This window comes from Sulfurimonas sp. ST-25 (genome assembly GCF_048079205.1).
Taxonomy (GTDB): domain Bacteria; phylum Campylobacterota; class Campylobacteria; order Campylobacterales; family Sulfurimonadaceae; genus Thiomicrolovo; species Thiomicrolovo sulfuroxydans.
Map to the genome: position 1 here is coordinate 1,991,705 of NZ_CP182225.1, position 23,661 is coordinate 2,015,365.

General features: G+C 56.1%; 20 protein-coding genes. 4 read left to right on the forward strand and 16 right to left on the reverse strand.

Features of this window, described 5'->3' with window-relative positions; all coding sequences use genetic code 11:
- Positions 1 to 50: 50 nt before the first annotated feature.
- From hemN to ACM66T_RS10460, 9 genes are all read right to left on the reverse strand, one after another.
- Positions 51 to 1,418: an oxygen-independent coproporphyrinogen III oxidase gene (gene hemN / locus ACM66T_RS10420; RefSeq protein WP_231018922.1), complete on the reverse strand. Its 1,368-nt coding sequence runs from the start codon at positions 1,416 to 1,418 to the stop codon at positions 51 to 53.
- A 71-nt stretch (positions 1,419 to 1,489) separates the two neighbouring features.
- Positions 1,490 to 4,582, reverse strand: coding sequence for a carboxypeptidase-like regulatory domain-containing protein (locus ACM66T_RS10425; protein ID WP_231018923.1), 3,093 nt, complete (start codon positions 4,580 to 4,582; stop codon positions 1,490 to 1,492).
- Complete coding sequence (locus tag ACM66T_RS10430; RefSeq protein WP_231018924.1) at positions 4,579 to 5,730, reverse strand: tetratricopeptide repeat protein; 1,152 nt, start codon at positions 5,728 to 5,730, stop codon at positions 4,579 to 4,581. The genes ACM66T_RS10425 and ACM66T_RS10430 overlap by 4 nt, the downstream gene beginning before the upstream one ends.
- Before the next feature lie 12 nt (positions 5,731 to 5,742).
- Positions 5,743 to 6,381: an energy transducer TonB gene (locus ACM66T_RS10435; RefSeq protein WP_231018925.1), complete on the reverse strand. Its 639-nt coding sequence runs from the start codon at positions 6,379 to 6,381 to the stop codon at positions 5,743 to 5,745.
- A 1-nt stretch (position 6,382) separates the two neighbouring features.
- Positions 6,383 to 6,787: an ExbD/TolR family protein gene (locus tag ACM66T_RS10440; RefSeq protein WP_231018928.1), complete on the reverse strand. Its 405-nt coding sequence runs from the start codon at positions 6,785 to 6,787 to the stop codon at positions 6,383 to 6,385.
- Positions 6,788 to 7,402 carry a MotA/TolQ/ExbB proton channel family protein gene (locus tag ACM66T_RS10445; protein ID WP_416768540.1) on the reverse strand — a complete coding sequence of 205 codons (615 nt, stop codon included), beginning with the start codon at positions 7,400 to 7,402 and terminating at the stop codon, positions 6,788 to 6,790. It abuts the gene before it with no gap.
- Entirely contained in the window at positions 7,402 to 8,715 is a 1,314-nt protein-coding gene (locus ACM66T_RS10450; protein WP_231018930.1) for a MotA/TolQ/ExbB proton channel family protein, read from the reverse strand. Before ACM66T_RS10450 ends, ACM66T_RS10445 begins: the two co-directional genes overlap by 1 nt.
- The gene (locus tag ACM66T_RS10455; protein ID WP_231018931.1) at positions 8,715 to 9,479 is read right to left on the reverse strand and encodes a DUF3450 family protein; all 765 of its coding nucleotides are present in this window, start codon (positions 9,477 to 9,479) and stop codon (positions 8,715 to 8,717) included. The genes ACM66T_RS10450 and ACM66T_RS10455 overlap by 1 nt, the downstream gene beginning before the upstream one ends.
- A gap of 142 nt (positions 9,480 to 9,621) precedes the next feature.
- Positions 9,622 to 12,093, reverse strand: coding sequence for a hypothetical protein (locus ACM66T_RS10460; RefSeq protein ID WP_231018932.1), 2,472 nt, complete (start codon positions 12,091 to 12,093; stop codon positions 9,622 to 9,624).
- 180 nt (positions 12,094 to 12,273) lie between these two features.
- Here ACM66T_RS10460 and ACM66T_RS10465 point away from each other — a divergent pair, with 180 nt between their 5' ends.
- Positions 12,274 to 12,948 (forward strand): response regulator transcription factor, encoded by a 675-nt coding sequence (locus ACM66T_RS10465; RefSeq protein ID WP_231018933.1) that lies wholly within the window; start codon positions 12,274 to 12,276, stop codon positions 12,946 to 12,948.
- Between the two features lie 232 nt (positions 12,949 to 13,180).
- Here the strand turns inward: ACM66T_RS10465 and pstB are convergent, their stop codons facing one another.
- The 6 genes from pstB to ACM66T_RS10495 form a co-directional block, all read right to left on the reverse strand.
- Complete coding sequence (gene pstB / locus ACM66T_RS10470) at positions 13,181 to 13,966, reverse strand: phosphate ABC transporter ATP-binding protein PstB (protein ID WP_231018934.1); 786 nt, start codon at positions 13,964 to 13,966, stop codon at positions 13,181 to 13,183.
- Positions 13,967 to 13,969: 3 nt separating this feature from the next.
- Positions 13,970 to 14,812 (reverse strand): phosphate ABC transporter permease PstA, encoded by an 843-nt coding sequence (pstA, locus tag ACM66T_RS10475; protein WP_231018936.1) that lies wholly within the window; start codon positions 14,810 to 14,812, stop codon positions 13,970 to 13,972.
- Complete coding sequence (gene pstC, locus ACM66T_RS10480; RefSeq protein ID WP_345969682.1) at positions 14,809 to 15,669, reverse strand: phosphate ABC transporter permease subunit PstC; 861 nt, start codon at positions 15,667 to 15,669, stop codon at positions 14,809 to 14,811. The genes pstA and pstC overlap by 4 nt, the downstream gene beginning before the upstream one ends.
- Before the next feature lie 113 nt (positions 15,670 to 15,782).
- Positions 15,783 to 17,219 carry a sensor histidine kinase gene (locus tag ACM66T_RS10485; RefSeq protein ID WP_231018938.1) on the reverse strand — a complete coding sequence of 479 codons (1,437 nt, stop codon included), beginning with the start codon at positions 17,217 to 17,219 and terminating at the stop codon, positions 15,783 to 15,785.
- Positions 17,213 to 17,887, reverse strand: a complete 675-nt coding sequence (locus ACM66T_RS10490) for a response regulator transcription factor (protein WP_231018939.1) — start codon at positions 17,885 to 17,887, stop codon at positions 17,213 to 17,215. Before ACM66T_RS10490 ends, ACM66T_RS10485 begins: the two co-directional genes overlap by 7 nt.
- 19 nt (positions 17,888 to 17,906) lie before the next feature.
- Positions 17,907 to 18,575 (reverse strand): phosphate signaling complex PhoU family protein, encoded by a 669-nt coding sequence (locus ACM66T_RS10495; protein WP_231018940.1) that lies wholly within the window; start codon positions 18,573 to 18,575, stop codon positions 17,907 to 17,909.
- A 223-nt stretch (positions 18,576 to 18,798) separates the two neighbouring features.
- Here ACM66T_RS10495 and pstS point away from each other — a divergent pair, with 223 nt between their 5' ends.
- From pstS to ACM66T_RS10510, 3 genes are all read left to right on the forward strand, one after another.
- Positions 18,799 to 19,803 carry a phosphate ABC transporter substrate-binding protein PstS gene (gene pstS, locus ACM66T_RS10500; RefSeq protein WP_231018941.1) on the forward strand — a complete coding sequence of 335 codons (1,005 nt, stop codon included), beginning with the start codon at positions 18,799 to 18,801 and terminating at the stop codon, positions 19,801 to 19,803.
- 275 nt (positions 19,804 to 20,078) lie between these two features.
- Entirely contained in the window at positions 20,079 to 21,281 is a 1,203-nt protein-coding gene (locus ACM66T_RS10505; RefSeq protein WP_231018942.1) for a hypothetical protein, read from the forward strand.
- A 233-nt stretch (positions 21,282 to 21,514) separates the two neighbouring features.
- Positions 21,515 to 22,870 (forward strand): OprO/OprP family phosphate-selective porin, encoded by a 1,356-nt coding sequence (locus tag ACM66T_RS10510; protein WP_231018944.1) that lies wholly within the window; start codon positions 21,515 to 21,517, stop codon positions 22,868 to 22,870.
- A 25-nt stretch (positions 22,871 to 22,895) separates the two neighbouring features.
- Here the strand turns inward: ACM66T_RS10510 and ACM66T_RS10515 are convergent, their stop codons facing one another.
- Complete coding sequence (locus tag ACM66T_RS10515; RefSeq protein WP_231018945.1) at positions 22,896 to 23,645, reverse strand: response regulator; 750 nt, start codon at positions 23,643 to 23,645, stop codon at positions 22,896 to 22,898.
- Between the last annotated feature and the right edge of the window lie 16 nt (positions 23,646 to 23,661).

A 23,661-nucleotide genomic window follows, 5' to 3' on the forward strand; every position in this document is an offset into this window, starting at 1 on the left:
TTTTAGCGAATGTTTTTCAATTCGTTTATATTTTTGATCATTAATACGAATCAGACAGTTTTCGAAAAAGTCTTCTTGCTGCCGGCATGTTTTTTCATGTAGGCATCGAAGGCCATCGCGATGTTGCGGATGAGCAGCGTGCCCGTCGGGGAGCACTCGATCTTCTCCGGCGCGATCTCGAGCAGCTCTTCGTGGACCATCGGCTGCAGCTCATCAAGGGCATCGGCGAAGTACTCGTCGAACTTCACGCCGAACTTCGTCTCGAAGCGGTTGATGTCGAGCTTGAAGTTGCTCATCAGCTCCATGATGACGTGCTGGCGGATCAGGTCATCGGCGCTGTGGGTGACACCGCGCTCGAAGGGCAGCTGCCCCGCGTCGATCGCCGCTTCGTAAGAGGGCATATCTTTGAAGTTCTGTGCGTAGTAGTCCACGCCCTCGCCGATGGAGGTGAGACCGACGCCGACGAGGTCCGCCCCGCCTTTGGTCGTATAGCCCTGGAAGTTGCGGTGCAGCTCCCCCTTCTCTATCGCCTTGAAGAGCTCGTCCTCGGGCTTGGCAAAGTGGTCCATCCCGATCATCCGGTAGCCGTTGTTCTCCATAAAATCAATCGTCTGCTGCATGATGGAGAGCTTTTCGTCCGGCCGGGGCAGGGTCGTCTCGTCGATCTTGCGCATCGTCTTTTTCAGCCACGGCACGTGAGCGTAGTTGAAGACGGCGAAACGGTCGGGGTTCAGCGTCACGGCGAGCTTCAGCGTCTCCATGAAGGTCGCCAGCGTCTGGTGCGGCAGACCGTAAATAAGGTCGACGTTGACGCTGACCATATTGTATTTACGCGCCAGGTCCATCGCCTTTTTCGTGATGTCGTAGGGCTGGACCCGGTGTACCGCTTCTTGCACTTTCTCGTTGAAGTCCTGGATACCGAAGCTTACCCGGTTGAACCCGGCATCGCTCATCACCTTCATCTGCGCCTCGTCGATGTGGCGCGGGTCGATCTCGCAGCTCACCTCCGCGTCGGCGGCGAAATTGGGGAAGTGGCTCTTGATGGCGGAGATGATCTCATCGAGCTGTTCGGCGCTGAAGAAGGTCGGCGTCCCTCCGCCGAAGTGCAGCTGGATCACCTCCCGTGATGTATCGAGGTGCTGGGAGAGAATATCCATCTCGCGCTTCAGGTAGTCGATGTAACGGATCTTTTTATCCTCCTTGGAGGTAAAGACGACGTTGCAGCCGCAGAAGTAGCAGGCGTTACGGCAGAACGGGAGATGGAAATAGAGCGAAAGGGGGCGGTTCTTATCCTGCCCCTTCAGCTTTTCGAGGTAGGTCTCGTATGCGAAATCGGTACTGAACTCCAGGGCCGTCGGGTAACTCGTATAACGCGGTCCCGGCCTGGAATATTTGGTAAATTTTGCAAAATCTAGCATGCGCTGTCCCATCAAGGAAAATTAAGATGCTATTATGCCCGCAAGGGGCTTGCGGGGGGATAAAACAGGCCTTAGTAGGCGATCTTGAACTGGAGGCTGAACTCCTGCCCCGGCGTCGTAGAGGCGGTCTTAAGATTCCCCTGCTTGTACTCCAGCTTACTGTCGAGCAGGTTTTTGGCCTTGAACTTGACCGAATAGATCAAGTCGCTGTCTTTGAAGAAGTAGTTGTTCAGTTTCCACTGGGTGACGAAATCGAGCTTCGCAAAAGGCTGCTCGTAGACGTCTTTGTTCTTTTCCGTCCCCAGCGAGACGATGCGCTCACCGATCTGGTTGAACAGGAAAAGCGCACTGTCGCCGGTATCCGCGTTATCGTAACCGAATGTCAGGTTCACGACATAGGGCGACTGCCCCTGCATCGCACGCTTCTTGGAGGTCAGCGTATTGATGTAACTGTAAAACGGATCGGTCGCATCGGTTTTGGGGAGCTTGATCTCTGATTGGATCAGCGCCACGTTCGTCGCGAAAAGCAGGTTGCTCAGCGAATCGCTGACGAAACCGAACCGTTTGCGCAGGTCGACCTCGACGCCGTAACTCGTCGCCGAGTCGGCGTTGATGTACGTCTCCAGGAAGGTATTGTCCTGGGAGTCATCGCGCTTGATGACCTTTTCGATCGGGTTGTCGAACATCTTCGCAAAGAGCGCCATCGAGAACATCTCGTCCGCTTCCATATACCACTCGTACTTGAGGTCGTAGTGGTCGATATAGGTCGCGTTCAGGCCCGGGTTACCGAAGACGATGTTCTCCGTCACCGGGTCCTTGTAACGGCTGTTACTGAACTCCCGGAAGTCCGGACGGCTGATGCTCTTGGCGTAGGCAAAGCGCAGCTGCATCGCGTCGTTGTCGAAACGGTAGGTTGCCCCCAGGCTCGGGAAAAGGTCCGAGGTCTCCAGCGGCGCGTAGCTTGCCGCCGCGTCAAAGAGCTGCTGCGACGAATCCTCCTGGCGGACCGAGGCGACGATGTCGAAGTCGTGCGTGACAGAGAGCAGCTGCTTCAGGTAGAAGGCCGTCACGTCCTGGGTCGCCCGGTAGGAGTCCGTCAGGCGGTAGGAGGCGGAGAAATCCAGGTCGTTGGCGTACTTCTGGTAGATCGTGTCCATATCTTCGGGCATATCGCTGAAGTTGGAGCTGAGCATCTTGAAGCGGCGGCTGTCGAAGTCGCGCTCTTTCGAATAGACGAACACCCCCGCCTTCGTATAGTTCTCGTTCCCGTTAAACTCGAACGGCAGCGTGAAGTCGCCGCGGACATTGTCGACCGTATCGTTGAGGATAAAGTAGTAGTACCAGTTTTTGCGGTCCCAGTTGAGCCCGGAGGTCTGGTGCAGATAGTTGTACTCCACCGTCCCCGGCTCGTCGCGGTACGCTTCCGCCGTCTCGTAGGCCCAGTCGATTTTGAGGTTGTCAAAATAGCCGTCCGTGCCGCTGCCGAACCGCAGTTCGTTGCTGCCGCTGATCTGGTGCATCGTCAGGCCCGTCTCGACATACTCGTAGTAGGTCTTTTCGCGGTCCTCGCTGCTTCCGGTGTAATCGACGGAGGAGAGCGTCGTTTTGTCGCTGGTCTGCATCGTCGCAAAAAAGGTGTACTTGAACTTCTGGTTCTCCAGGTAGTTCACGCCGAGATTGACCATCCCTGAGAGCTCTTCTTTGAAGGTCGTCACATCCGCCGTCGTATGGTTGTCGTGGTAGATCGAACCCGTATTGATATCGTAGAAGAACTTGTTGTACTCGGTCTTGTCGTTATCGGACGTATTCTTGTAATAGACCGTCCCGGAGGCACCGACGGAGAGGTCGTCGTTGAAGGCATAGCTCTTCCCGGCCGCGACTTCAAGCTTGCCGCCCGGCGGCAGTGTCGTCGATTCACGGTTCAGCGAACGGCTGTGCAGCACATCCTGCGTCACGGCCCAGCCACCGACGTTGTTTCCGCCGCTCAGCGCGCTGGAGGGGAGCGGAACGCTGTTGTCGCCGTTGGTCGTCGCCTTGTTGCCCGTATTGCTGTTCATGATCGCTTCGACGGCGATAGAGGCGTACCCTTCGTCGCCCGCCGGGATATCCTTGCTCTTGATCAGGACCGTACCGCCGCCGAAAGAGGCCGGCAGATCCCCGGTATAGGACTTCTGGATCGTGATGCTCTCGACGACGGAGGTCGGGAAGATATCAAGCGGGACGACCCGCTTCGTCGGTTCCGGCGACGGCACGTGCAGATCATTGAGCATGACCGTCGAGTAGCGGTCCCCGAGTCCGCGGACATAGACATATTTCCCGCCGACGATCGTGATACCGCTGACACGTTTCAGGGCTGCGGCGACACTGCTGTCACCGCTTTTGGAAAACTGTTCGGAGCCCAGGACGTTCCCGACCGCGTCGCTGTTGCGCTCTTCGGTGATCGCGGCGGCGACCGAACCTTCGATATGCGGCGCCAGGACGATGAACTCTTCCAGCTCCATCGCCGCGGGGCTCAGCTCGACCGTGCGGCTGACCATCTCTTTGGGCAGTACCGTCACCTTGACGTTCTGGGAGGAGAAGCTCGTGTGGATGATGGAGAGTGTCCGGTTCCCCTCCGGCAGGTCGATGACGACATGGCCCTGTGCATCGGAGACGGCATTGATTTTGATCCCCGGTACGAAGACGCGGGCGCCTACGACCGGTTTCTCATCTTCGGATGAGAGCAGCGTCAGTGCCACGGTCCCGTTGACCTTGACCACGTCCTGCTTCGCATCGCTCTGCGTCACATTCCCTTCCGGCGCTTCGACATCCGCAAACTGCAGCGTTTTGTCCGATTTCAGCGACAGAATGATCTGGGTCTGTTTGTCGGAGGCGATGACAAAATTCTTCTTGACGAAGGCCTGCGGCGCGCCGTTCTCCGTTGCCAGAAGCTGCAGCTGGTAGTTCCCCTCCGGGAGGGTCGTTCCCAGATACCCCTGGGCATCCGTCGTAAACGTCATCGTTTCAGGCTTGGCCGCTGCCGCTTCTGCCGCGGAAAGGTTCATGATCAAGACCTCCTGCGTCGGCAGCGGTTTGCCGTCTTTCAGCACGTAAAGCGCCAGTTCGCCGCCTGCGGCGAAGAGGCTCATTGTCAGCAGTGAAACCAGAAAAAGTATACGCGTCATTGCTGGCACTCCCATATATTATTTTTGCATTTTTCCATCTTCTTGCGCAGTTCGACGGCCTTGGCGAAGAGCTCAGGCTGAGAGAGCGTCTCGAGCAGCGCTTCCGTCTGCTCGAACTCCCCCTCCATGTAGTAGGCGTACGCCAATGCGTAACGCATGCCCTCCTCTTCCATCAGGCCGCTGCGCGCCATCGCCTTGCGGGTGACGATGATACGTTCATAGTCCCCGTACTCCAGGAAGATCGCGATGCGCTGCTTGTACTTCTCTTTCGTGTCGAGCATCTGCGTGTTCTTGAGCAGCGCCATCACGTAGTCGCGGGCGCGGCGGTACATCTCCGCCGACTCGTTGGTGTACTTCCCGTCCTCGATGGAGGCCTCGTTAAAGAGCTCCGCCGCGGCACCGATCATCTCTTTGTCGATGTAAAGGTGCGCCAGCATCACCGTCACTTTGGCGCTGCTCGGGTAGCGCAGGTTCGCCTCCTCGCCCAGTTCGATCGCCTTCTCCGTCTGGCCGCTCTGGCGCAGGGCGTTGATGAAGTTGATCAGGATCGTCTCGTTCGCCTTCGCGTTTTTCAAGTAGACCTGCGCATCATCAAGCGCCGCCTGGAAAAGCCCCAGGGAGACGAGGTAGTAGAAGCGCTGTTTGTAGGCGTCCCAATACGCCGGGAAACGACTGTTCACATCCCGCAGGACCGCCAGCGCCGCGTCCTTGTCGCCTTCGCGCCAGAAACACTCCGCCTTGAGGCCGAAGAGTTTCGGGTTCTGCGCCATAAGGTCGGGGACCTTGTCCAGCGCCGCGATACACCCTTTGTACTCTTTCAGCTTGAAGCTGTTCTGGGCGATGTAGAGGTAGAGCGGTTTGGACGCGTTCGTATCCTCGTTCAGTTCGATAGACTTGTAAAAGTGGACGTTGGCCTCTTTGTAAAAGCTCTTTTTCGTCTCTACCAGCCCCTTGAGCATGTAATAGCGCGGCAGGTCGAGCTCTGTGTCGTTGAGATCGACCATGTTCAGCGCATCGTTGGCACGCTCGACGTGACCGTCGCGCAGCATCATCGCGCCCAGTTCGACATAGTCGACATCATCGGTTTTTGCCGCCAGCTGGACGGAGAGAGCCCCGACCAATGCCGCTATAATCCAAAAACGTTTCATCGGTTCTCCTCCTTAATTGAGGTCGAAGCGGATCTTCTGCTTCGCCCATACTTTGACCGGCTGACCCTGGTACTGCGCCGGCTTGAATTCCCAGGTTTTGACGGCCGCAACGGCGACATCGTCAAAGGTGTCGGCCGGATCGCTCTCAAGCACTTTGACCTTTTCGACACGCCCCTGCTTGTCGATAAGCAGGTTCATCAGGACATACCCCGTGACGCCCATTTTGCGCGCCTTCTTCGGATACTCGATCGGCGTGCGGCGGGAGGGCTGCGGCGCCTGGTCGACCGTATCGTCGGTCATGACCATATCGTTGCCGACGTCGCCCAGCAGCGCATCGTCGCTGAGCAGATCATCGGCCTGGAAAGCTTCCAGGCCCGTGTCGAGGCCCGAGAGCTGCGAACTGAGATTCGGCGTCGGCGCGCTGCGCTTCGGCTTCACCTTTTTCGGCTTCGGCTTCGGTTTAGGCTTGGGCTTCGGTTTGGGCTTGGCAACCTGCTGCATATCGAACTGCGCCGAAGCCATCTTCTTCTTCGGCGGCTCCGTCCACCCCTCGTTGTTCATCTCGATCACGACGATAAAGACGAAAAAGAGGCCGAAGACACTCCACAGGAGGGCCAGCGCATGTTTTTTCAGCGGGGAAGCGTTGCGCACCTTATCCGACCTCTTTGTTCGTGGCGACCGCAACATCCTTCGCGCCGGAGAGGCGGCACTGGTCGACGACTTCGATCAGTTTCTCCACCGCGATCGTGTCATCGGTCACGACCAGGACGGACTTCTCCGTCGAGGTGCGCAGCATGTCGCGCAGTTTGCTCTGCAACGCCCAGACCTTGATGGGCTGGTTGTCGATGTAGGCCTGCGCCTGGTTGTCGAGGTAGACCTTGATCACCTTGCTCGATGCCCGCGTCGCCGAAGAGGCTCCCGGACGTTCAAGGTCGAGCTTCATGTCTTTGACAAAGGTCGTACTGACCATGAAAAAGATCAGCAGAATAAATACCATGTCGATCAGCGGCGAAATATCGACGGCCTGATCCAGCTCTTTTTTCTGTCTAAAACGCATTTACTTTCCTTCTTCTTCCGAACAGACGATATCTTTGATCTGTTCCAGTTCGAGTTCCATGATCTTCGAATGGCGGTCGATCAGACGGCCGACGACCAGGCCCGGTACGGCGACGACGAGCCCCAGCTGCGTCGTAAAGAGTGCCTGGGAGATCCCCCCGGCGATACCGCCGCCCTGGCTATAGAGCGTCATGCTCCCGAGCGAATCGAAGGTCTCGATCATCCCGGCTACCGTTCCCAGCAGACCGATCAGCGGCGAGACCATGACAATGGTATTGACGGTTTTGCGGTATTTCTTGAGTTCCTGACGGTATTCAAAAAACGCATCCTCGATCAGTTCGCGCCCGACCGTGCCGCGGTACCCCGCGTTGACGATTTTGAGGGCATCAACGATCGCGCCGTCGATAAGCCCCCGGGGCACTTCACGCTTCCCGGAGTCGAACTTGCGGATCAAAACCCGCACGCTCTTTTGCGACCCGCGCTTGATGGCGTGAAAGCGGTAGCCCAGTGCGTACCACAAAACAATGACCAGCACGAACAGCGGCCACATGACAAAGCCGCCGCTTTGCATGTAGACCAGGAACTGATCGAAAAGGTTTTGGAGTGCCGGTTGCATTATTTCTGCTTGTTATACTCGTTGATCAGGTGCAGCGCGGACTGCTCCATACCGTCTTTGATGCGCTCCGCCCAGCCGTTGAGCATGTTGCCCAGCAGCAGCAGCGGGATCGCCACGATCAGACCCAGTTCCGTTGTGACCAGTGCGATCGAGATCCCGCCGGAGAGCAGTTTCGGATCGCCCGTACCGAACTCGGTGATGATGTCAAAGGTCGCGATCATACCGGTCACGGTACCCAGCAGACCCAGCAGCGGCGCGACGGCGGCGACGACCATGATGGCCGAGCCGTAACGGTCGAGACGTTCGCTCTCGTGCATGATCGCCTCGGCAACGATATCTTCGACGTGTTCGCGGTCGCGGTCGAGGTTACGCACCGTCGCCTTCATAACGCGGGCCGCCGCCCCTTTGCGGGTTTTGAGGAAGTTCAGGGTCGCTTCAACGCCCTTGGACTGCAGCTCGACCAGCGTCTCTTTCGCTACCGGCAGCGTCTTGGACGCGGCACCGCTGAGGAAGAAACCGCGCAGGACGACAAGCAGGAGTGCGAACAGGCCCATCACGACGATGACCCAGCCGATGATACCGCCGGACTCAATGACGTCCATAACGCCCTTGTCCGCCTTGTCCTCAACCTCTTTGGAGACGTTCTCATAGACAAAGATCTCCAGGGATGCCGGCATCTGACCTGCAGCCAGCGCCGTTGCCGTCGCCGCGGACGCCGGTGCGTCCCACAGTTTCAGCTTATCGCCGCCGGCCGGGACCAGGACACCTGAAACGCCTTCGGCAACGCCGTAGGTCGCGATGTTACCGACCTTGACGAGCTTGCCTTTCTGCTCCGTACCGTCTTTGAGGTAGAAGCTCCCCTCGGTGACGTTGACAGAAGAGAGATCACGGCTGAGCTTCAGCGTCTCTGCGAAGAGCTGGTTCAGTGTCGCCGGGTAATCGTTCTTGTCGATGGCAAGCTTGATGCCGTACGGTGCGAGGGAAGATTGTCCCTGCAGGGCGACGGATTCAAGCAGCGCCGTATCGTCGCTAATGTTCTCCGCGTTCTGCTGTGAGCGGAAAAGCTGTTCGCCGAGGCGGTCGGATGTCTGGGTCTTGACCAGAACATCATTCTGCAGAGATGCGATCTCTTTTTTCGCAGAAGAGATACGTGCCGCATCCTCTTTTTTCACCTGGGAAAGGCGCTGCTGCAGCATCTCTTTCTGGGCTTTCAGGAACGCAAACTCTTTGGCATAGGCGCGCTGCAGTTCTGTCTCTGTCGCGGCGGAGAGGGAAAGTACCGCCATCATCAGGATAAGGACAATACGTTTCATTATTTCACCTCCGTCGTCGCAATGGCATTCGGCAGGGTAAAGTAGCCGGTGCGGATCTGTTTGTGCATCGCGTCAAAGAGCGCGATAATCTGCTCTTGCTCCGCCTTGTTCACGGACTCTTTGTAGTACCAGCCGCTGGCGTCCTTCGCCACATAGCCGACACGATCGTCTGGCGTCATGAAGTACATCATGACGGTGCCCAGGCGCGCGATCTCGGCAAGACGGTCTTCGCCGTCAAGCTTGATCGTCTGTTTGAAAAGGCCGTTCTCCTTGGTCATGCGCACTTCGTCCGCGTAACTGTTCCAGACCTGCGCCAGCGCTTTCTGCGGCGTGATAAGCCCCTCGTTCATCTGCGACTCGATACGTGCCACATCGTCAAGGCGCTCCGCTGTTTTAAAAGGAAGTTCGGAAGCGATCTGCGTTTTGAGCTCGGCGATGGCGGCAACAACGACGGGCTTGATCCCCTCGCTGTTTTTGCTCGCCGCGGCGATCTGCTGACGGACCTTGGCGATCTCCTGCTCGATCTGCTTGATCTTCAGGTTCTCGCGTCCGATCGTCGCATCAAGTTCGTTCTTTTCGATGACGAGCGAACGCATTGTCGCTTTCGTGTCATCTTTTTCTTCCTGAATCTGCGTGTTCAGTTGTTCGACTTCGGCGCGCAGCTTCATCAGCGATGACGCCATGTTTTCTTCGGTACTTGCTGCGAGTGTTGTCGCTGCAATGAGCGAACCGGCCAGCCAGAGTTTTATCGTATTCGGTACCATACATACCCCACATAAAAAAGATAGGCGAAGGGTACAGTTTTTGTGTTACGCTACCGTCACCGAAAGATTACATAACGGAAACATTTTTGGGTGTCAAAGGGGAGGAAGACCGGGGAAACCCCGGTCGGGGGGAGAGAGAAGGTTACTGTTCCAGCGGATCGTTGGTGCCGGCTTTACCTTTCCAGACGTCAGCTTCGGTCACACCGAGGCATGATGTGTTGTCATCGACGTTGAGGTAGGCTGCGTCAACCGCTGCAAGACCTGTCGTACCGACGTTTGTTACAAAGTAGGCGTATGCCGTGTTGGCCGTTGCGTCCTTTGAGTTCGTGTCAGAGTACGTCGTTGCGTCTGTCAGTGCCACGTTCGTGTCTTTGAAACAGACGTTGCTCGTGATATGCTTCGCACCTGTCAGATAAGCATCCTCGCCGCGGAAGAAGATCAGCTCAGTGTCAACCGTTTTGTCGCTGACGAACTTGACGTTGTCCCAAATGAAGCCGGCATCGTACTTGTTGTAGAAACCGCCGCCTTTGATGTACGCTGTATAGTTGATGATAGTCGGCTGTGTCGCGTTCGTGTCATCCGTTGTGATCGTGTTGTTATCGTTACCGAACTCCATACCTGAAGAGTCGTGGTTGTTCGTGCTGTCGACAAAGACCTGCTTGACCAGGACGTTCTGGATCGTACCGCGGTAACCGAGGTCCGTGTCGACAGAGTCGTCCTGGGCGTTGTAGACATAGAGACCGTTGATATCGACTGTACCACCCCAGATCTCCAGACCGTCATCCAGACCGCCGATGATCGCAATATGATTGAGGATCGTACCCGAACCGACACCGGCCAGGGAGAGACCGTTGAGCTCTTTGTCTTTCTCGACTTCGTAACCGCTGTGCTTGACAGCAACATACTCCAGGTGACCGGAAGACTGTGTGTTGTCACAAGCGACCGTTACACCGCCGTCACAACCGAAGGCGACCGTTTCGTCCGCTTCGTAGTGTGCGACACCGTAGTGTGTGTAAGCGTTACCGGCAAGGATAAGACCACCCCATTCGCCCGCAGCGTTGTCATGGGAGTTGCCGTCGACATCCTTCTTGGAGGTGAAGACGATCGGCTCAGCCTGCGTACCGATGGCGATCATCTGCGCGCCCGGCTCGACGACCATGAAAGAGTTCGGCGTAACACCGGCCAATGTCGTACCCGCAGGGATCGTCAGCACCGCCGGTGCTTTGACGTTAACCTTGCCGTCGATTGCATATTTGACTGTTTTGTCAAGCGTCATGTCGCTTGTGATCTCGCTCGGAAGCGCCGTATAGATAACCGGCGGAGTCTCCAGCGGATCCAGAGAGCCTTCAGAACCTTTCCAGATTGTCGCTTCATCGGCACCCGTACAGACCGTATCCATTGTCGTCGTGTTCGCGTCAACATAGATCGTGCCGGCACCCGCATAGAGCTTGTTCGTTACAAAGTATGCATAGGCAGTATCTGCCGTCGCATCTTTGGAGTTGAGGTTTGTATACGTGCTGTTGTCATCCAGTGTGAGCGCCGTATCTTTGAAACAGACCGGACCGTCGATGTGTTTTGCACCCGTCGTATAAGCATCCTGGCCACGGAAGTGAACCTGCGCTTCGTCCGCCGTCTTGTCGCTGATGAACTTGACGTTGTTCCATTTGAAACCGGCGTCATACTTGTTGTAGAAACCGCCGCCTTTGACGTAAGCCGTATAGTTGATGATGTTCGGCTGTGTCGCATTTGAATCGTCTGTCACGATCGTGTTGTTATCGTTACCGAACTCCATACCTGCAGAGTCGTGGTCGTTCGTGCTGTCGACGTTGACCTGCTGAACGAGGACGTTCTGGATCGTACCGCGGTAGCCGAGGTCCGTGTCAACGGAGTCGTCGTTGGCGTTGTAGACATAGAGACCGTCGATATTGACCGTACCGCCCCAGATCTCCAGACCGTCATCCAGACCGCCGATGATCGCGATGTTTTTCAGGATTGTTCCCGAACCGACACCCGCGAGGGAGAGACCGTTAAGCTCTTTGTCTTTCTCGACTTCGTAACCCGTGTGGACGACACGGACATACTCGAGGTGACCGGAAGACTGCGTATTGTTACAAGGAACCGTTACGTCGTCACAACCGAAAGCAACCGTTTCGTCCGCTTCGTAGTGTGCGACACCGTAGTGTGTATAAGCGTTACCCGCAAGGATAAGACCGCCCCATTCGCCCGCAGCGTTCTGGCTGGAGAGTCCCTGAACAAATTTCTGGGAAGTAAACGTAATCGGTGCCGCTTCCGTACCGACAGCTTCAAGCTGGGAACCCGGCTCGACAACCATAAAGGATGCCGGAGCACAACCCGCTACCGTTGTACCGGCAGGGATCGTCAGAACAGCGTTGTTCGTAACGTTAACCTTGCCTTCCAGACCGTAGGTCAGTGCGCTGTCCAGGGTCATGTCTGCGTCGATGACGGCCGGCAGGACCACATCGATGACAGAAGCGTCACAGACGGCAGTCGTACCGCCGCCACCGCCACCGCCGCCACCGCAGCCTGTAAAGGAGAGTACTGCAGCAGCTGCTGCGCTCAGGGCAATTGTCGAAGTTTTATAAAAATTCGCCATACATTTACTCCAAAGTTGAAAAGTTGCCGGAAGTGTAGGATGCTTGTGTTACGGACGCCATACAGCAGTGAAACAGGATGATTACAACGGATTGATCTCTCCGTAATATATATGTAACCCAAGCGTAATATCCTTTCTATACTGTTCTGACTTCAAATACTATCTATAAGGTATGCTGGTATGAAAGCAACTATCGCCGTCGTCGAGGATGATACGGATCTTCTTGAACTCCTGGAGTACAGGCTGGGGAAAGAGGGCTTCGACGTTGTCGGTTTCACCAATACGAAAAACGTGAAGCAGGTCCTGACCGAGGAACCGGTCGACCTGATCATCATGGACCGTAACCTTCCCGATGTCGAGGGGAGCGAATATATCGCGATGCTGCGCTACCAGGGTCTGAAAACCCCGGTCATCTTTCTCTCGGCCAAAGACAGCAGTGCCCAGGTCCAGGAAGGATTCCTGCGGGGCGGTGACGACTATATCACCAAACCGTTTGAAATCGATGAGCTGATCCTGCGGATCAAAGCCGTGCTGCGGCGTACCCGCGGCGAAGAGGAGGAGCAGGTCGTCACCTACCGCGACATCGAACTGCACCTGCATTCGCGCGAAGCCTTCATCAGCGGGATGCCCGTTGAACTGACCAAGCTGGAGTTCAACCTGCTGCGTACCTTCATCGAGAACCGCACCACCGTGCTGCGGCGCGACTACCTGCTCAAAAGCGTCTGGGGGAAAAGCGACAGCTACCAGGGGCGTACGGTCAACGTCGCCATCAACCGCCTCAAAGAGAAGATCGACCCGGACAAGAGCAAAGACTACATCAAAACCGTCCGCGGCATCGGCTACATGATCCGCTAATCGGTGCGCCCGCACCGCAAACAACGACAAAAAAATCAAAAAATATTTTTAGACAAGAAGTGAAACGAAAGGTAGCGCGGTTCAACTGCGCGCGCCCTGGAAGCAGTACCCTCCGGGTATGAGCTCTCTGCTGAAGATGCAGCGCAGCGGAATTTCGCAACGCCGTGAGGACAAACACAGCGTTAGCGTAGGTAATTCGGGCTTAGCCCGTATACCGTCAAGAAAAAGGTGATCAACCGAACTTGCCGCTGATGTACTCCTGGGTCAGTTTTTCCGCCGGGGTGACGAACATCTCGTCGGTCTTGTTCAGCTCGATCAGTTCGCCCAGGTACATAAAGCCCGTATAGTCGCTGACGCGGGCGGCCTGCTGCATGTTGTGGGTAACGATGATGATCGTCACGCGGTCGCGCAGCTCCATCACCAGCTTTTCGATCCCCTGGGTGGAGATGGGGTCGAGGGCCGAGGTCGGTTCGTCAAAGAGCAGGACATCCGGCTCGACGGCGATGGCGCGGGCGATGCAGAGGCGCTGCTGCTGGCCGCCGGAGAGGCCGTTCGCGTCATGCTTGAGACGGTCTTTTACCTCGTCCCAGATCGCGGCGTCGCGCAGCGCCTTCTCGACACGGTCGGCAAGTTCCGTTTTGTTTTTCAGTCCCTGCAGGCGCATGCCGTAGGCGATATTGTCGAAGATGCTCATCGGGAAAGCCGTCGGCTTCTGGAAGATCATCCCGATCTTGATACGAAGGTTGATCAGATCCTCCTTGCTCTCGACGATATTGCGCCCTTCGAACATGATCTTGCCGTCATACGCGTTCCCCGGGTAGAGGTCGTGCATCCGGTTAAAGGAGCGCAGCAGCGTCGTCTTCCCGCATCCGGAAGGTCCGATCAGGGCCGTGACTGAGTTTTTCGCGATCGGCATAGAGATGTTTTTGAGGTTCGGTGACGTGGCACCGGCATAGGTGAAACTGAAATTGTTGACTTCGATCGCCTTCTCGGACGGAATGTCGATAACGGTCGCCATAGGCTATCTCCCTTTTTTCTTGAGTAGGATCAGACGGCCCAGAATGTTGAGGCCGAGAATAAACATCGAGAGGATGAACGCCGCAGCCCATCCCATCTTCTGCCAGTCCTCGTAGGGGCTGGTAGCATAGTTGAACATCGTCACGGTCAGCGACGCCATCGGTTCACTGAGATCGTAGTTGAGGAAGTTGTCATTGAACGAGGTGAAGAGCAGCGGCGCCGTCTCTCCCCCCACACGGGCGATCCCCAACAGGACGCCGGTCAGCACCCCCGCCTTCGCGCCGCGGTAGACGACCTGCATGATCACCTTGTATTTGGGAGCCCCCAGTGCAAAGGCCGCTTCGCGCAGGGTCGAGGGAACAAGCTGGAGCATATCATCGGTGGTGCGCAGGATGATCGGGATCATGATGATCGCCAGCGCGATGACGCCGGCCCAGCCGCTGAAGTGCCCCATCGGCAACACGACAATCGCGTAGACAAAGGAGCCGATAACGATACTCGGCGCACTCATCATAATGTCGGAGATATCGCGGATGACCTCGGCAAGCTTCGACTTCTGGCCGTACTCACTGAGGTAGGTCCCTGCCAGGATCCCCAGGGGCACCCCGACGACGGTCGCAACGCCGACCAGGATGAGCTGACCGATCAGCGCCTGCCGCAGCCCGCTCTCCTCATAGCCCGGAGGGGCCCCTTCGAAGACGAAGATGTTCCAGTTGATCGCATCGATGCCGTTGGCGACGAGGACGTAGAGTATCCAGAAGAGAAACCCTATGCCCACGAGGGCCGAAAGGCTGGAGAGCCCCAGCACGATTTTATTGATAAGCAGCCGTTTTTGAATCGCGGTCATTTTACCTTCCTTGTACGGCGCAAAAAGTAGAACTTGGCCATCGCAATGATGACGAAGCTCATCACCATCAGGATCAGCGCCAATCCGAAGAGGCTTGAGAAGTAGAGGTCCGTATCCGCCTCGGTGAATTCGTTGGCCAGGGTGACGGGAATCGACGTCGCCGGCGCGGTGATGTCGAGGGAGATCTTGTGCACGTTCCCCATGACGAAGGTGACGGCCATCGTCTCGCCGACAGCGCGCCCGAGGGCCAGGATCAGCGAGCCGATGATCCCCGCTTTCGCATAGGGGATGACGACATCCTTGATGACGTCCCACTTCGTCGCGCCGAGGGCGTAAGCCGACTCTTTGAGGATGTCGGGCGTGGTATTCATCGCGTCGCGGGTCACCGCCGCCATGAACGGCAGGATCATGATCGCGAGAATGATCCCCGCGGTGAGCATCCCAATGCCCAGACCTCCGAAAATATCACGGATAATCGGCACGAAATAGAAAAGCCCCCACATCCCGTAGATGACCGAGGGGATCGCCGCCAGCAGCTCGATGGAGACGCCGACGGGGGATTTCAGTTTGGCCGGAGCAATCTCGCTCAGGAAGATCGCCACCCCGATGGCGACCGGCACGGCAAAAAGCATCGCCAGGAAGGTCGAGATCACCGAACCGGCGATCGCGGCGAACCCGCCGAATTTCTCCAGGTTCGGTGCCCACTTGTCCCCCAGGACGAAATCGAAGCCAAAAGCAGCGAACGCTTCGGTGGAGTGCTGGAAAAGCACGGTAAAGATCCAGGCGACGAGCAGCAGTATGGCCACGGCAATAATGCGGGTCGCGTTTGCAAACAGTTTGTCAATCAGAAGTGTCAAACTTTCTTCTCTCTTCATAGGGTTTGTAGGCCCTTAATATAGTGGGCGCAATGGTAAGTCACAAATGTTACAGAATAATTACGACGGGGGTAAAAAGACCGGGGAAAAGGCCGTCACTCCTCCAGGGGTCCCCCCGCCGGAAGTGCGCTGTCCGTCGGCTTCTGCAGCAGGGGAGTGATGCCGAAACCAAACGAGGAGCCCTCTCCCTCCACGCTGCTGATCTGAAGTTTCGTGCCGTGCAGTGCCAGGATATAGCTGACGATGGAGAGCCCCAACCCCATCGAATTGTCCCAGGTATTCTTTTCGACGCGGTAGAACTTGCTGCTGATGCGCTCGATCTCCTTGGCGGCGATCCCGATCCCGCGGTCGTGTACCCAGAGTGTCCCCTCATTGATCTCAAGGAGCACGGCCGATTCGGAGTACTTCATGGCATTGTCAAGCAGATTGGTGACGACCAGGTCGATCATCGTGCGGTCCGCTTCGACGAAGATGGATTCACAGGAAACCTCCAGCGTACGGTCCGTGTACTTTTTCGTAATGTTGTTCGCACACTCCGTTGCCAGATCACAGAGGTCAAACCGGCTGTATGAAGGGGCCAGGTCGTTGTTCTCGAGTTTGACGGAGAGCGACAGGCGGTCAAGCATCGTCGAGATCTTCTGGGCGTTTGCCGTGATCTTCTGCAAGAAGCGCTGGCGGATCCGGCCGTCGATCTCCGGATCGTCGTAGAGGGTCTCCGCATAGCCGACGATCGAGGCGATCGGGTTTTTGAATTCGTGGCTGATCGCGGAGAGAATATCGTTGCGCTGCTTGTTGATCAGGCGCAGACGCGCCGTGTACTTGCGCTTCTGACGCTCGCGCTTGGCCAGTTTTTTGACGAGGTTTTTGAGCAGCAGCGAGATCTGCAGGAACTCGGTGAAGTAGCGGGGTTTCACCACCGCCTTGTAGTTCTTGTCGCTGATCTCTTCGAGATAGGCCGAGAGCTGGGCGATGTCGTAACGGATCTTGCGGCTCATCCGTATGGCGAGGTAGACCACGACGAGCAGCAGCAGCCCCAGCACGGTTGCGAGCCGGAAGAGCAGCGTGTAGAAGTCGTCGAGTACCTTCTGAAGGCTGACCGCAAGACGGAGCGTATAGGTGCTGCCCTGCCAGACGATACGCTTTGCCACATAGAGAAAATCGATGCCGATCGTATGGGAGAAACGGACGGCCTGGCCGTACTCGCCCTTGGCCGCCGCCATCACCTCTTCGCGGTTGGCGTGGTTTTCCATCTCTTCACGGTTCGCATCGCTCTCCGCCGCCACGGTGCCGTCGACGGCAATGACGGTGATACGCTTCCCGATCTGCGGCGCCGTCTCCGCAATATAGCGGTCCATGTTCGTGACATACTGCAGGGTCGACTCTATCAGTCCGATCTCCTGCTTGAGACGTACCTCGTAGTCGCTGATAACGGACTCTTTGAGGGTAAAGTAGCCCACAAAGGAGGCGATAAGCCCCATCAGCGTGAAGATGCCGAGAAATTGGAGGATAAAGGAGTGGTGGATCTTCAGCAAAGTGTGTACCCTACTCCGCGTACCGTTTTGATGTACTCTTTGCTTTTGTCAGGGTCGATCTTCTCTTTGAGGCGGTTGATGGCGACATTGACGGTGCGGTCCTGGTACACCTCATCGCCCCCCCAGACGTGCTCCAGCAGGTAATCCCGGTCGAGCACGACGTTCTGGTTTGAGATAAGCGTATGCAGCAGATCGAATTCGAGCTTGGTCAGCGCGATGGGCGTCCCCTCTATGGTCACCTCACGCGAAGCGAGGTTGAGCAGGATGTCCCGATAGGCGACGACACCTTCGGAAGGGCTGCCCTTGGTCCGGCGGAGTATCGCGTTGATGCGCAGCAGAAGCTCTTTCATATTAAAAGGCTTCGTCATATAGTCATCCCCGCCGCGCAGGAATCCCTCTTCGATCTCGCTCTCTTTGTTCTTGGCGCTGAGATAGATGACGGGGGTCTGGACCCCCTCCTTGCGCAGTGAAGCGATAAACTCGCTCCCCTCCGCCCCGGGAAGGTTCCGGTCCATGATCATCAGATCGACGGACTCCTCGTCGAGCACGCGGCGGACGTTCTTCGTGTTCAAGAAACCGATCGTCTCGAAGCCCTCTTTTTCCAGGTTGTACTCGATGAGTTCGAGCAGATCCTCTTCATCTTCAACGATGACTATCGTCGTATGCATTGCGTTTCCCACTCCCTTGTCAATAGCTCTGAAGTTTTCCGCCTTTTTGTTCGAACATCAGCAGGTTGGCGACGTTCACGGCACGATCACATACCCGTTCCAACTTGCGCAGTGTTCCGAGCATACGCACATATTCGGCGGAAAGCTCGTGTTCGGAAATAATCATTGACATGATATCTTTTTCCAGGATCGCAAAGAGATCATCGTTCTTGCTCTCTTCGACCATGACCTTGCGGTACGTCTCTTCGACATCGCAGTTCGCGATATCGGAAACACAGGTGTGAATGCAGGCCAGGGCGTTGACGACGCTCTTGTGCAGCTGCACGATGGCGTTGTCAAACGGTTCGAGATCGCAGTCGCTCTGCAGAAGCTCACGGATGCGGCGGGCATACTTTTTTGTCCCTTCGGCGATGCGTACCAGTTCGTTCGTCATCTTGAGGTAGGCGACCAGCCCCCGCAGTTCCTGGGCCTCCGGACCGAACAGTGCGAAGGTCTTGACGATCTCGTTGTCGACGGTGTTGCCGTCGTTTTCGATCATCTTCAATGTGTCTGTTGCCGCTTCGAAGCCTTCTGCACTCTTGGCGCTGTACGCCTCAAGGGCCATACGGTTCGCCGTGACCTCTTTTTGAATGATCTCGGCAATCATCCCCTGAATCTCGCGCAACTTCGTTTCGTAGCGTGGAAGCATGCTTATCCTTACTTTCTTTCAGATAGTTTATCACAATTCAGGCCTGCGGCGGTATCACCGTTTCGGGCCGTGCTATGCGATATATTTATAAATGTCGGGCGCGATTATACGGAGGCTTGGTAACATAAAGGTTACAAAAAATCCGCCCTCTCCGCCGCAAAGCGTAATCATTCTGTAACCATACGATTTTACAATGCCGCCATCACAACACGAAGGATCGTTTATGCTCAAACGCATTGCAACTGCCCTCACGCTTGCATCGCTTGCACTGACCTCTGCCGCTGCCGCCGACAAGATCAGCGGTGCCGGTGCCTCATTCCCTGCCCCCCTCTATTATGACTGGGCTTTCAACTATGGCAAAGAGACTCACAGCCGCGTCAACTACCAGTCCATCGGTTCCGGCGGCGGGATCAAGCAGATCACGAACCGTATCGTCGACTTCGGTGCTTCCGACAAACCCCTCAAGACCAAGGAGCTGAACAAAGCGAAACTGCTTCAGTTCCCGGCCGTCATCGGCGCCATCGTCGTTGCCTACAACCTTCCGGGGATCGCCGACGAACAGCTCAAGCTCTCCAACGGCATCGTCGCCGACATTTTCGCCGGCAAGATCACAATGTGGAACGATCCTGCCATCGCGGCAGAGAACAAAGGGCTGGAACTCCCGAACCAGAAGATCATCGTCGTCCACCGTTCCGACGGTTCCGGCACAACGTACAACTTCACCTACTACCTGACAAAGAGCTCTGAAAACTGGGCGAACAACTACGGTGCCGGCAAGGCGATTGACTGGGCTGTCGGTATGGGCGGCAAAGGAAACGAAGGTGTCTCCAACCTCCTCAAACAGACCCCGTACACGATCGGCTACATCGAAAGCGCCTACAAAGAGAAGAACCATCTCGCCGCGGCAACGCTGCAGACGGCAAACGGCAAATGGGTCGCGGCGCGTGAAGAGAATTTCAAAGCCGCTGCCAAGTACGCCAGCTGGACGAAAGAGGACAACTTCTACGCGCTGCTCGCCCTGCAGCCCGGCGACACTTCCTATCCGATCGTCGCGGCGACTTTCATTCTCCTGCCGAAAGAGAAACCGGCTATGGACAAGAAGGTAACCGCTTTCTTCGACTACGCCTTCAAAAAGGGTGACGACAGTGCGAAAAAGCTCGGATACATCCCGCTGCCCGAAAGCACAAAGCAGATGATCCGCGAGTACTGGACGACCAACATCAAATAACCCGGGGGTTCCCCTTCTTTTTTGCGGCGGCTTCGTGCCGCCGATTCTCCTTCAAAGCGCTCCCTGCGAGCCGCTTCACTCCTCTAAAAACACTATTTCAACCGTTTCTGCCTGAAAGCACCCTGTGCTATACTGAACCCGATACGGTTCATCTCAGCACAACCGCATCCGGTTACATGACAGTCGCACTTTGGTTACATAAAGACACAGCTTTGTAATCTTTATGTAATCTACCTGCTTTACAATTCCCGCAACTTATTATGAGGAACCGAAAAATGAAACAGATCGTTTTCACGACGATTACCGCACTCCTGCTGGGCGCCACGGCTGCGAACGCAACCCAATTCTATGTCGACGGCAAGGGCCAGGTCTTTACCGAACCGGCCGAGGACAGAACGGCACTGGAATCGGAAACACCGGTTTTTGCCAAATCATCCAAGCTCGAGTTCAGCGGCCTGCACTATCTCGGCTACACCTATGAAGACAAAAAAGCCCTTCCCGAGGACAACCTCGAAGAGCTGCAAACGGGGAACTTCGAATTCAGACGGAACTACATACAGGTCAAAGCCTTCTTCTTCGACGATCCGAAAAGCTACCTCCGCGTCACCCTTGACACGACCTATGACGCGACCAACAGCTCGACCGGCGGTTATGCGAACATGTACGTCAAGTACGCCTACATCTACCTCAACAACATCCTGCCTTATACGGGTGTCGAATTCGGTATGGCGCACCGCCCCTGGATCGACTACGAAGAGCACAACGGCTGGTGGTACCGTTCAATCTCCAAAACGATGGTGGAATCGGCGCAGGCTGCCGACCTGACCAACTCTGCGGATGCCGGGATCAACTTCAAGACCAAACTCCCCTATTTCACCTCCGAGATCGGTCTGTTCAACGGTGAAGGCTACCACGGGACGCAGGGCAACAACGACAAGATCGGTACGGGGAACTCCATCGAATGGCGCCTCACGGCTGCCGCGCTCGGAGACGGCGATGTGAAACGCAAGGCGACCAAGAACACCTACCTGGATCTCTCTTTCTTCGGCCAGTACAATATGCTCAACGACGGCAACGAAATGAACGGAACGGCGCAGACCTATACATTCTACGGCTTCCACACCGTCTACAATATGCCTTCGTTCCTGCTCTCTGCACAATATGTTATCGCGGAGAACAACAATGACACGACCTATAAGAAGAGCGGTTCGGGCTTCTCTGTGAACGGAACATACCGCTTCGGCGACGCCTACGAGTTCGAAGTGCTGGCCCGTTACGACAACTGGACGGCAAAGATGGACAACAATCCGGATCTGAACACCGAGAACTACATCTACGGTGCGGCATGGAGACAGAACAAGAACCTCAAATGGCTCCTGACCGGCGAGACCTATGTCGCCAACGACAAGAAGAACTATGCCGGCAGCTATACCCAGGACTTCACCGCGGTTATGCTGACCGCAGAAGTCAGCTGGTAAATCCCGCCAGACAACACTACCCCAGGAGGCAGAACAGTTCCCGGAGCTCTTTTGGGCTCTGCGGACGGTTAACGCTCCAGCTATCTCCCCCATTTTTCTGCAGCTCGATCTCCGCGTTTCATTGCATGAAGCAGATGACGCAGTATTGAGAACATTTTCATTACAGTAATGTAACCCTTTTGTAATCTTTAGCCTCTACAATGCCGCCACCTATTTTGAGGAGTAACCCAATCATGAAAAGCACATTGATTTCATCCTTGGCTGTTGTCGCTTTGAGCACAGCTGCCCATGCGACAAGCACGACACTCTACACCGACCCGACCACCGGTCAGGTCTTTACCCAAGAGGGCGAAAACCGCGTCAAAATGGGAGAGTTCATCCCTGCCGAAAGCGCGAAAGCCAACGAAAAAACGGCAACGCTGCAGGGCCCGACCGTTGAAAACGGCGATTCGCCGGAGTTCCTGCTGGGCAAAGAGACGGCGCCGAACATGAAGTTCACGGCGTCGGACAATCCGGACATGTGGCTCAAACTCGGGGTTCGCATCCAGGGGACGTTTGAAAACTACCAGCGCGATTACGAAGACGCGGCGAAGAGCGACACCGACAACTGGGACGCCTACCTCCGCCGTACGCGTTTCGAAGCCGCCGCGGGCTTCGGCAAGCACGTCTCGTTCACGATGGATATCCGCAACGACAAGGCCAACTATCAAGATGACGGCGAGCAGAAGTTCAACGTCGGTGATGCCTACCTCAAGATCAGCAAACCCTTCAATACATCCCTCGTGAACTTCCGCCTCTACCGCGGAAAGATCGACGTGTCGCGTACCGAAACCGTCAAATCCGCCTACGTGCTGCACTACGACCGCCCGCACGTCGCCGACGAAGCGGCCCAGTACATCACCCACAACCGCCGGGGAACCAATGCGAAGATGTACGGGGACTGGAAGAAGAAAATCTATTACGAAGTCGCTTTCGGTGACGGCGTCTACTCCGGCAAGTTCAAAGACGCGGGCGGTAGCAGCTTCGACGGGGACGCTTTCAACCAGAAGAGCTTCTTCTACGGCGGGAAAGTCGTCCTCTCACCGTTTGACGGCTGGGAAGAGACCAAGCGGACCGAAACCTACTTCGGTAAAGGCAAGCACTTCGAGATCGGTGCCGCCTACTGGAACAGCCCCGGCATCGAATATGCCGACAGCAACGTGTCACAGACCATCGACCACGAGCTGATCAACCTCGAGATGTCGGCACACTACAAAGGCGCCTTTGTGCAGGCGGAGTGGTTCCAGTTCGACGGTGTCGTCAAGAACTGGGGCGAAGCCGAGACCGGCAAATCCAGCGGCTGGTACGTGACCGGGGAGTACGTCATCGAAGCGCTGAATTACCTCGCACCTTTTGTCCGTTACGAAAACTGGGACAAATACGACGGGAAAGGGGACTGGAAACTCGAATCGAAAATGGCAGGGGTGAACTGGTACCTCAGAGGCAACTCGACCAAAGTCGGTCTCGTGTTCCAGGAGGATACCTACGGAAAAGATCTCGGCGACTATACCGATACGCGCTTCAAGCTGACGACGCAGTGGTTCTTCTAAGAACCGCCGCCCCCTCCTTTACACCTCAATCCTCGATGTAGTACCCGATACCCGAAGCGTTCTGGATAATATCCGTGGGCAGCTTGTTGCGCAGACGCCAGACCAGGGTACGCACACTGTTCTCCGTCGCTCCCTTCTCCTCCCAGACGTAATTGATCGCCTGGTCGAAACTGACCACCAAGCCCAACTGGGCCACCAGCAGCCGCATGAAGGCGTTCTCTTTCTTGGTCAGCTTGATCTTCTTACCCTGATAAAAGGTCTCGCAGACGCTGATGTCGAGGTAGTAGTCCTCTCCGAAGGGGACAATAGGCTTGTCGGAGAGCTTCTTGTTGTAAAGCAGTTTCTCGAGGTTGAGTTTGTCGTTCTTCAACCCCTCGAAGTTCTCTTCGCGCTCCTTTTCGACATGAAACTTGTACATCGCCATCTGGATCGTCGCATGCAGCGACTCCGGGTCGAAAGGTTTGACGATATAGCCGTACGGTTCGGTCTGTTTCGCCTCGTCGATGATGTCGGCATCGGAGTGGGCGGTAAGGTAGATGAAAGGGAGGCAATGCCTCTCGCGGATATACTTCGCCAGTTCGATACCGTCGGCATCTTCCTGCAGGCTGATATCGACCAGGACGATATCGGGCTCATACACCTTGATCTTATTGGGTGCCTGGATCGAAGAATCTACCGTGGCAGCGACTTCATATCCCTGGTTTTCCAAAGCGATCTGCAGGTTCATCGCTGTAACGGGATCGTCCTCGACGATCATGACTTTGTAACTTTCCATCCCAACCCTTAAACAA

What these genes read in the sequence shown, in the direction of transcription:
- pstS (WP_231018941.1), top strand. Translation starts at nt 18,799, where the DNA reads ATGCTCAAACGCATTGCAACTGCCCTCACGCTTGCATCGCTTGCACTG.
- ACM66T_RS10440 (WP_231018928.1), bottom strand. Translation starts at nt 6,787, where the DNA reads ATGCGTTTTAGACAGAAAAAAGAGCTGGATCAGGCCGTCGATATTTCG.
- ACM66T_RS10495 (WP_231018940.1), bottom strand. Translation starts at nt 18,575, where the DNA reads ATGCTTCCACGCTACGAAACGAAGTTGCGCGAGATTCAGGGGATGATT.
- hemN (WP_231018922.1), bottom strand. Translation starts at nt 1,418, where the DNA reads ATGCTAGATTTTGCAAAATTTACCAAATATTCCAGGCCGGGACCGCGT.
- pstB (WP_231018934.1), bottom strand. Translation starts at nt 13,966, where the DNA reads ATGGCGACCGTTATCGACATTCCGTCCGAGAAGGCGATCGAAGTCAAC.
- ACM66T_RS10505 (WP_231018942.1), top strand. Translation starts at nt 20,079, where the DNA reads ATGAAACAGATCGTTTTCACGACGATTACCGCACTCCTGCTGGGCGCC.
- ACM66T_RS10465 (WP_231018933.1), top strand. Translation starts at nt 12,274, where the DNA reads ATGAAAGCAACTATCGCCGTCGTCGAGGATGATACGGATCTTCTTGAA.
- ACM66T_RS10430 (WP_231018924.1), bottom strand. Translation starts at nt 5,730, where the DNA reads ATGAAACGTTTTTGGATTATAGCGGCATTGGTCGGGGCTCTCTCCGTC.
- ACM66T_RS10510 (WP_231018944.1), top strand. Translation starts at nt 21,515, where the DNA reads ATGAAAAGCACATTGATTTCATCCTTGGCTGTTGTCGCTTTGAGCACA.
- ACM66T_RS10425 (WP_231018923.1), bottom strand. Translation starts at nt 4,582, where the DNA reads ATGACGCGTATACTTTTTCTGGTTTCACTGCTGACAATGAGCCTCTTC.
- ACM66T_RS10515 (WP_231018945.1), bottom strand. Translation starts at nt 23,645, where the DNA reads ATGGAAAGTTACAAAGTCATGATCGTCGAGGACGATCCCGTTACAGCG.
- ACM66T_RS10450 (WP_231018930.1), bottom strand. Translation starts at nt 8,715, where the DNA reads ATGAAACGTATTGTCCTTATCCTGATGATGGCGGTACTTTCCCTCTCC.
- ACM66T_RS10490 (WP_231018939.1), bottom strand. Translation starts at nt 17,887, where the DNA reads ATGCATACGACGATAGTCATCGTTGAAGATGAAGAGGATCTGCTCGAA.
- ACM66T_RS10455 (WP_231018931.1), bottom strand. Translation starts at nt 9,479, where the DNA reads ATGGTACCGAATACGATAAAACTCTGGCTGGCCGGTTCGCTCATTGCA.
- pstA (WP_231018936.1), bottom strand. Translation starts at nt 14,812, where the DNA reads ATGACCGCGATTCAAAAACGGCTGCTTATCAATAAAATCGTGCTGGGG.
- ACM66T_RS10460 (WP_231018932.1), bottom strand. Translation starts at nt 12,093, where the DNA reads ATGGCGAATTTTTATAAAACTTCGACAATTGCCCTGAGCGCAGCAGCT.
- ACM66T_RS10445 (WP_416768540.1), bottom strand. Translation starts at nt 7,402, where the DNA reads ATGCAACCGGCACTCCAAAACCTTTTCGATCAGTTCCTGGTCTACATG.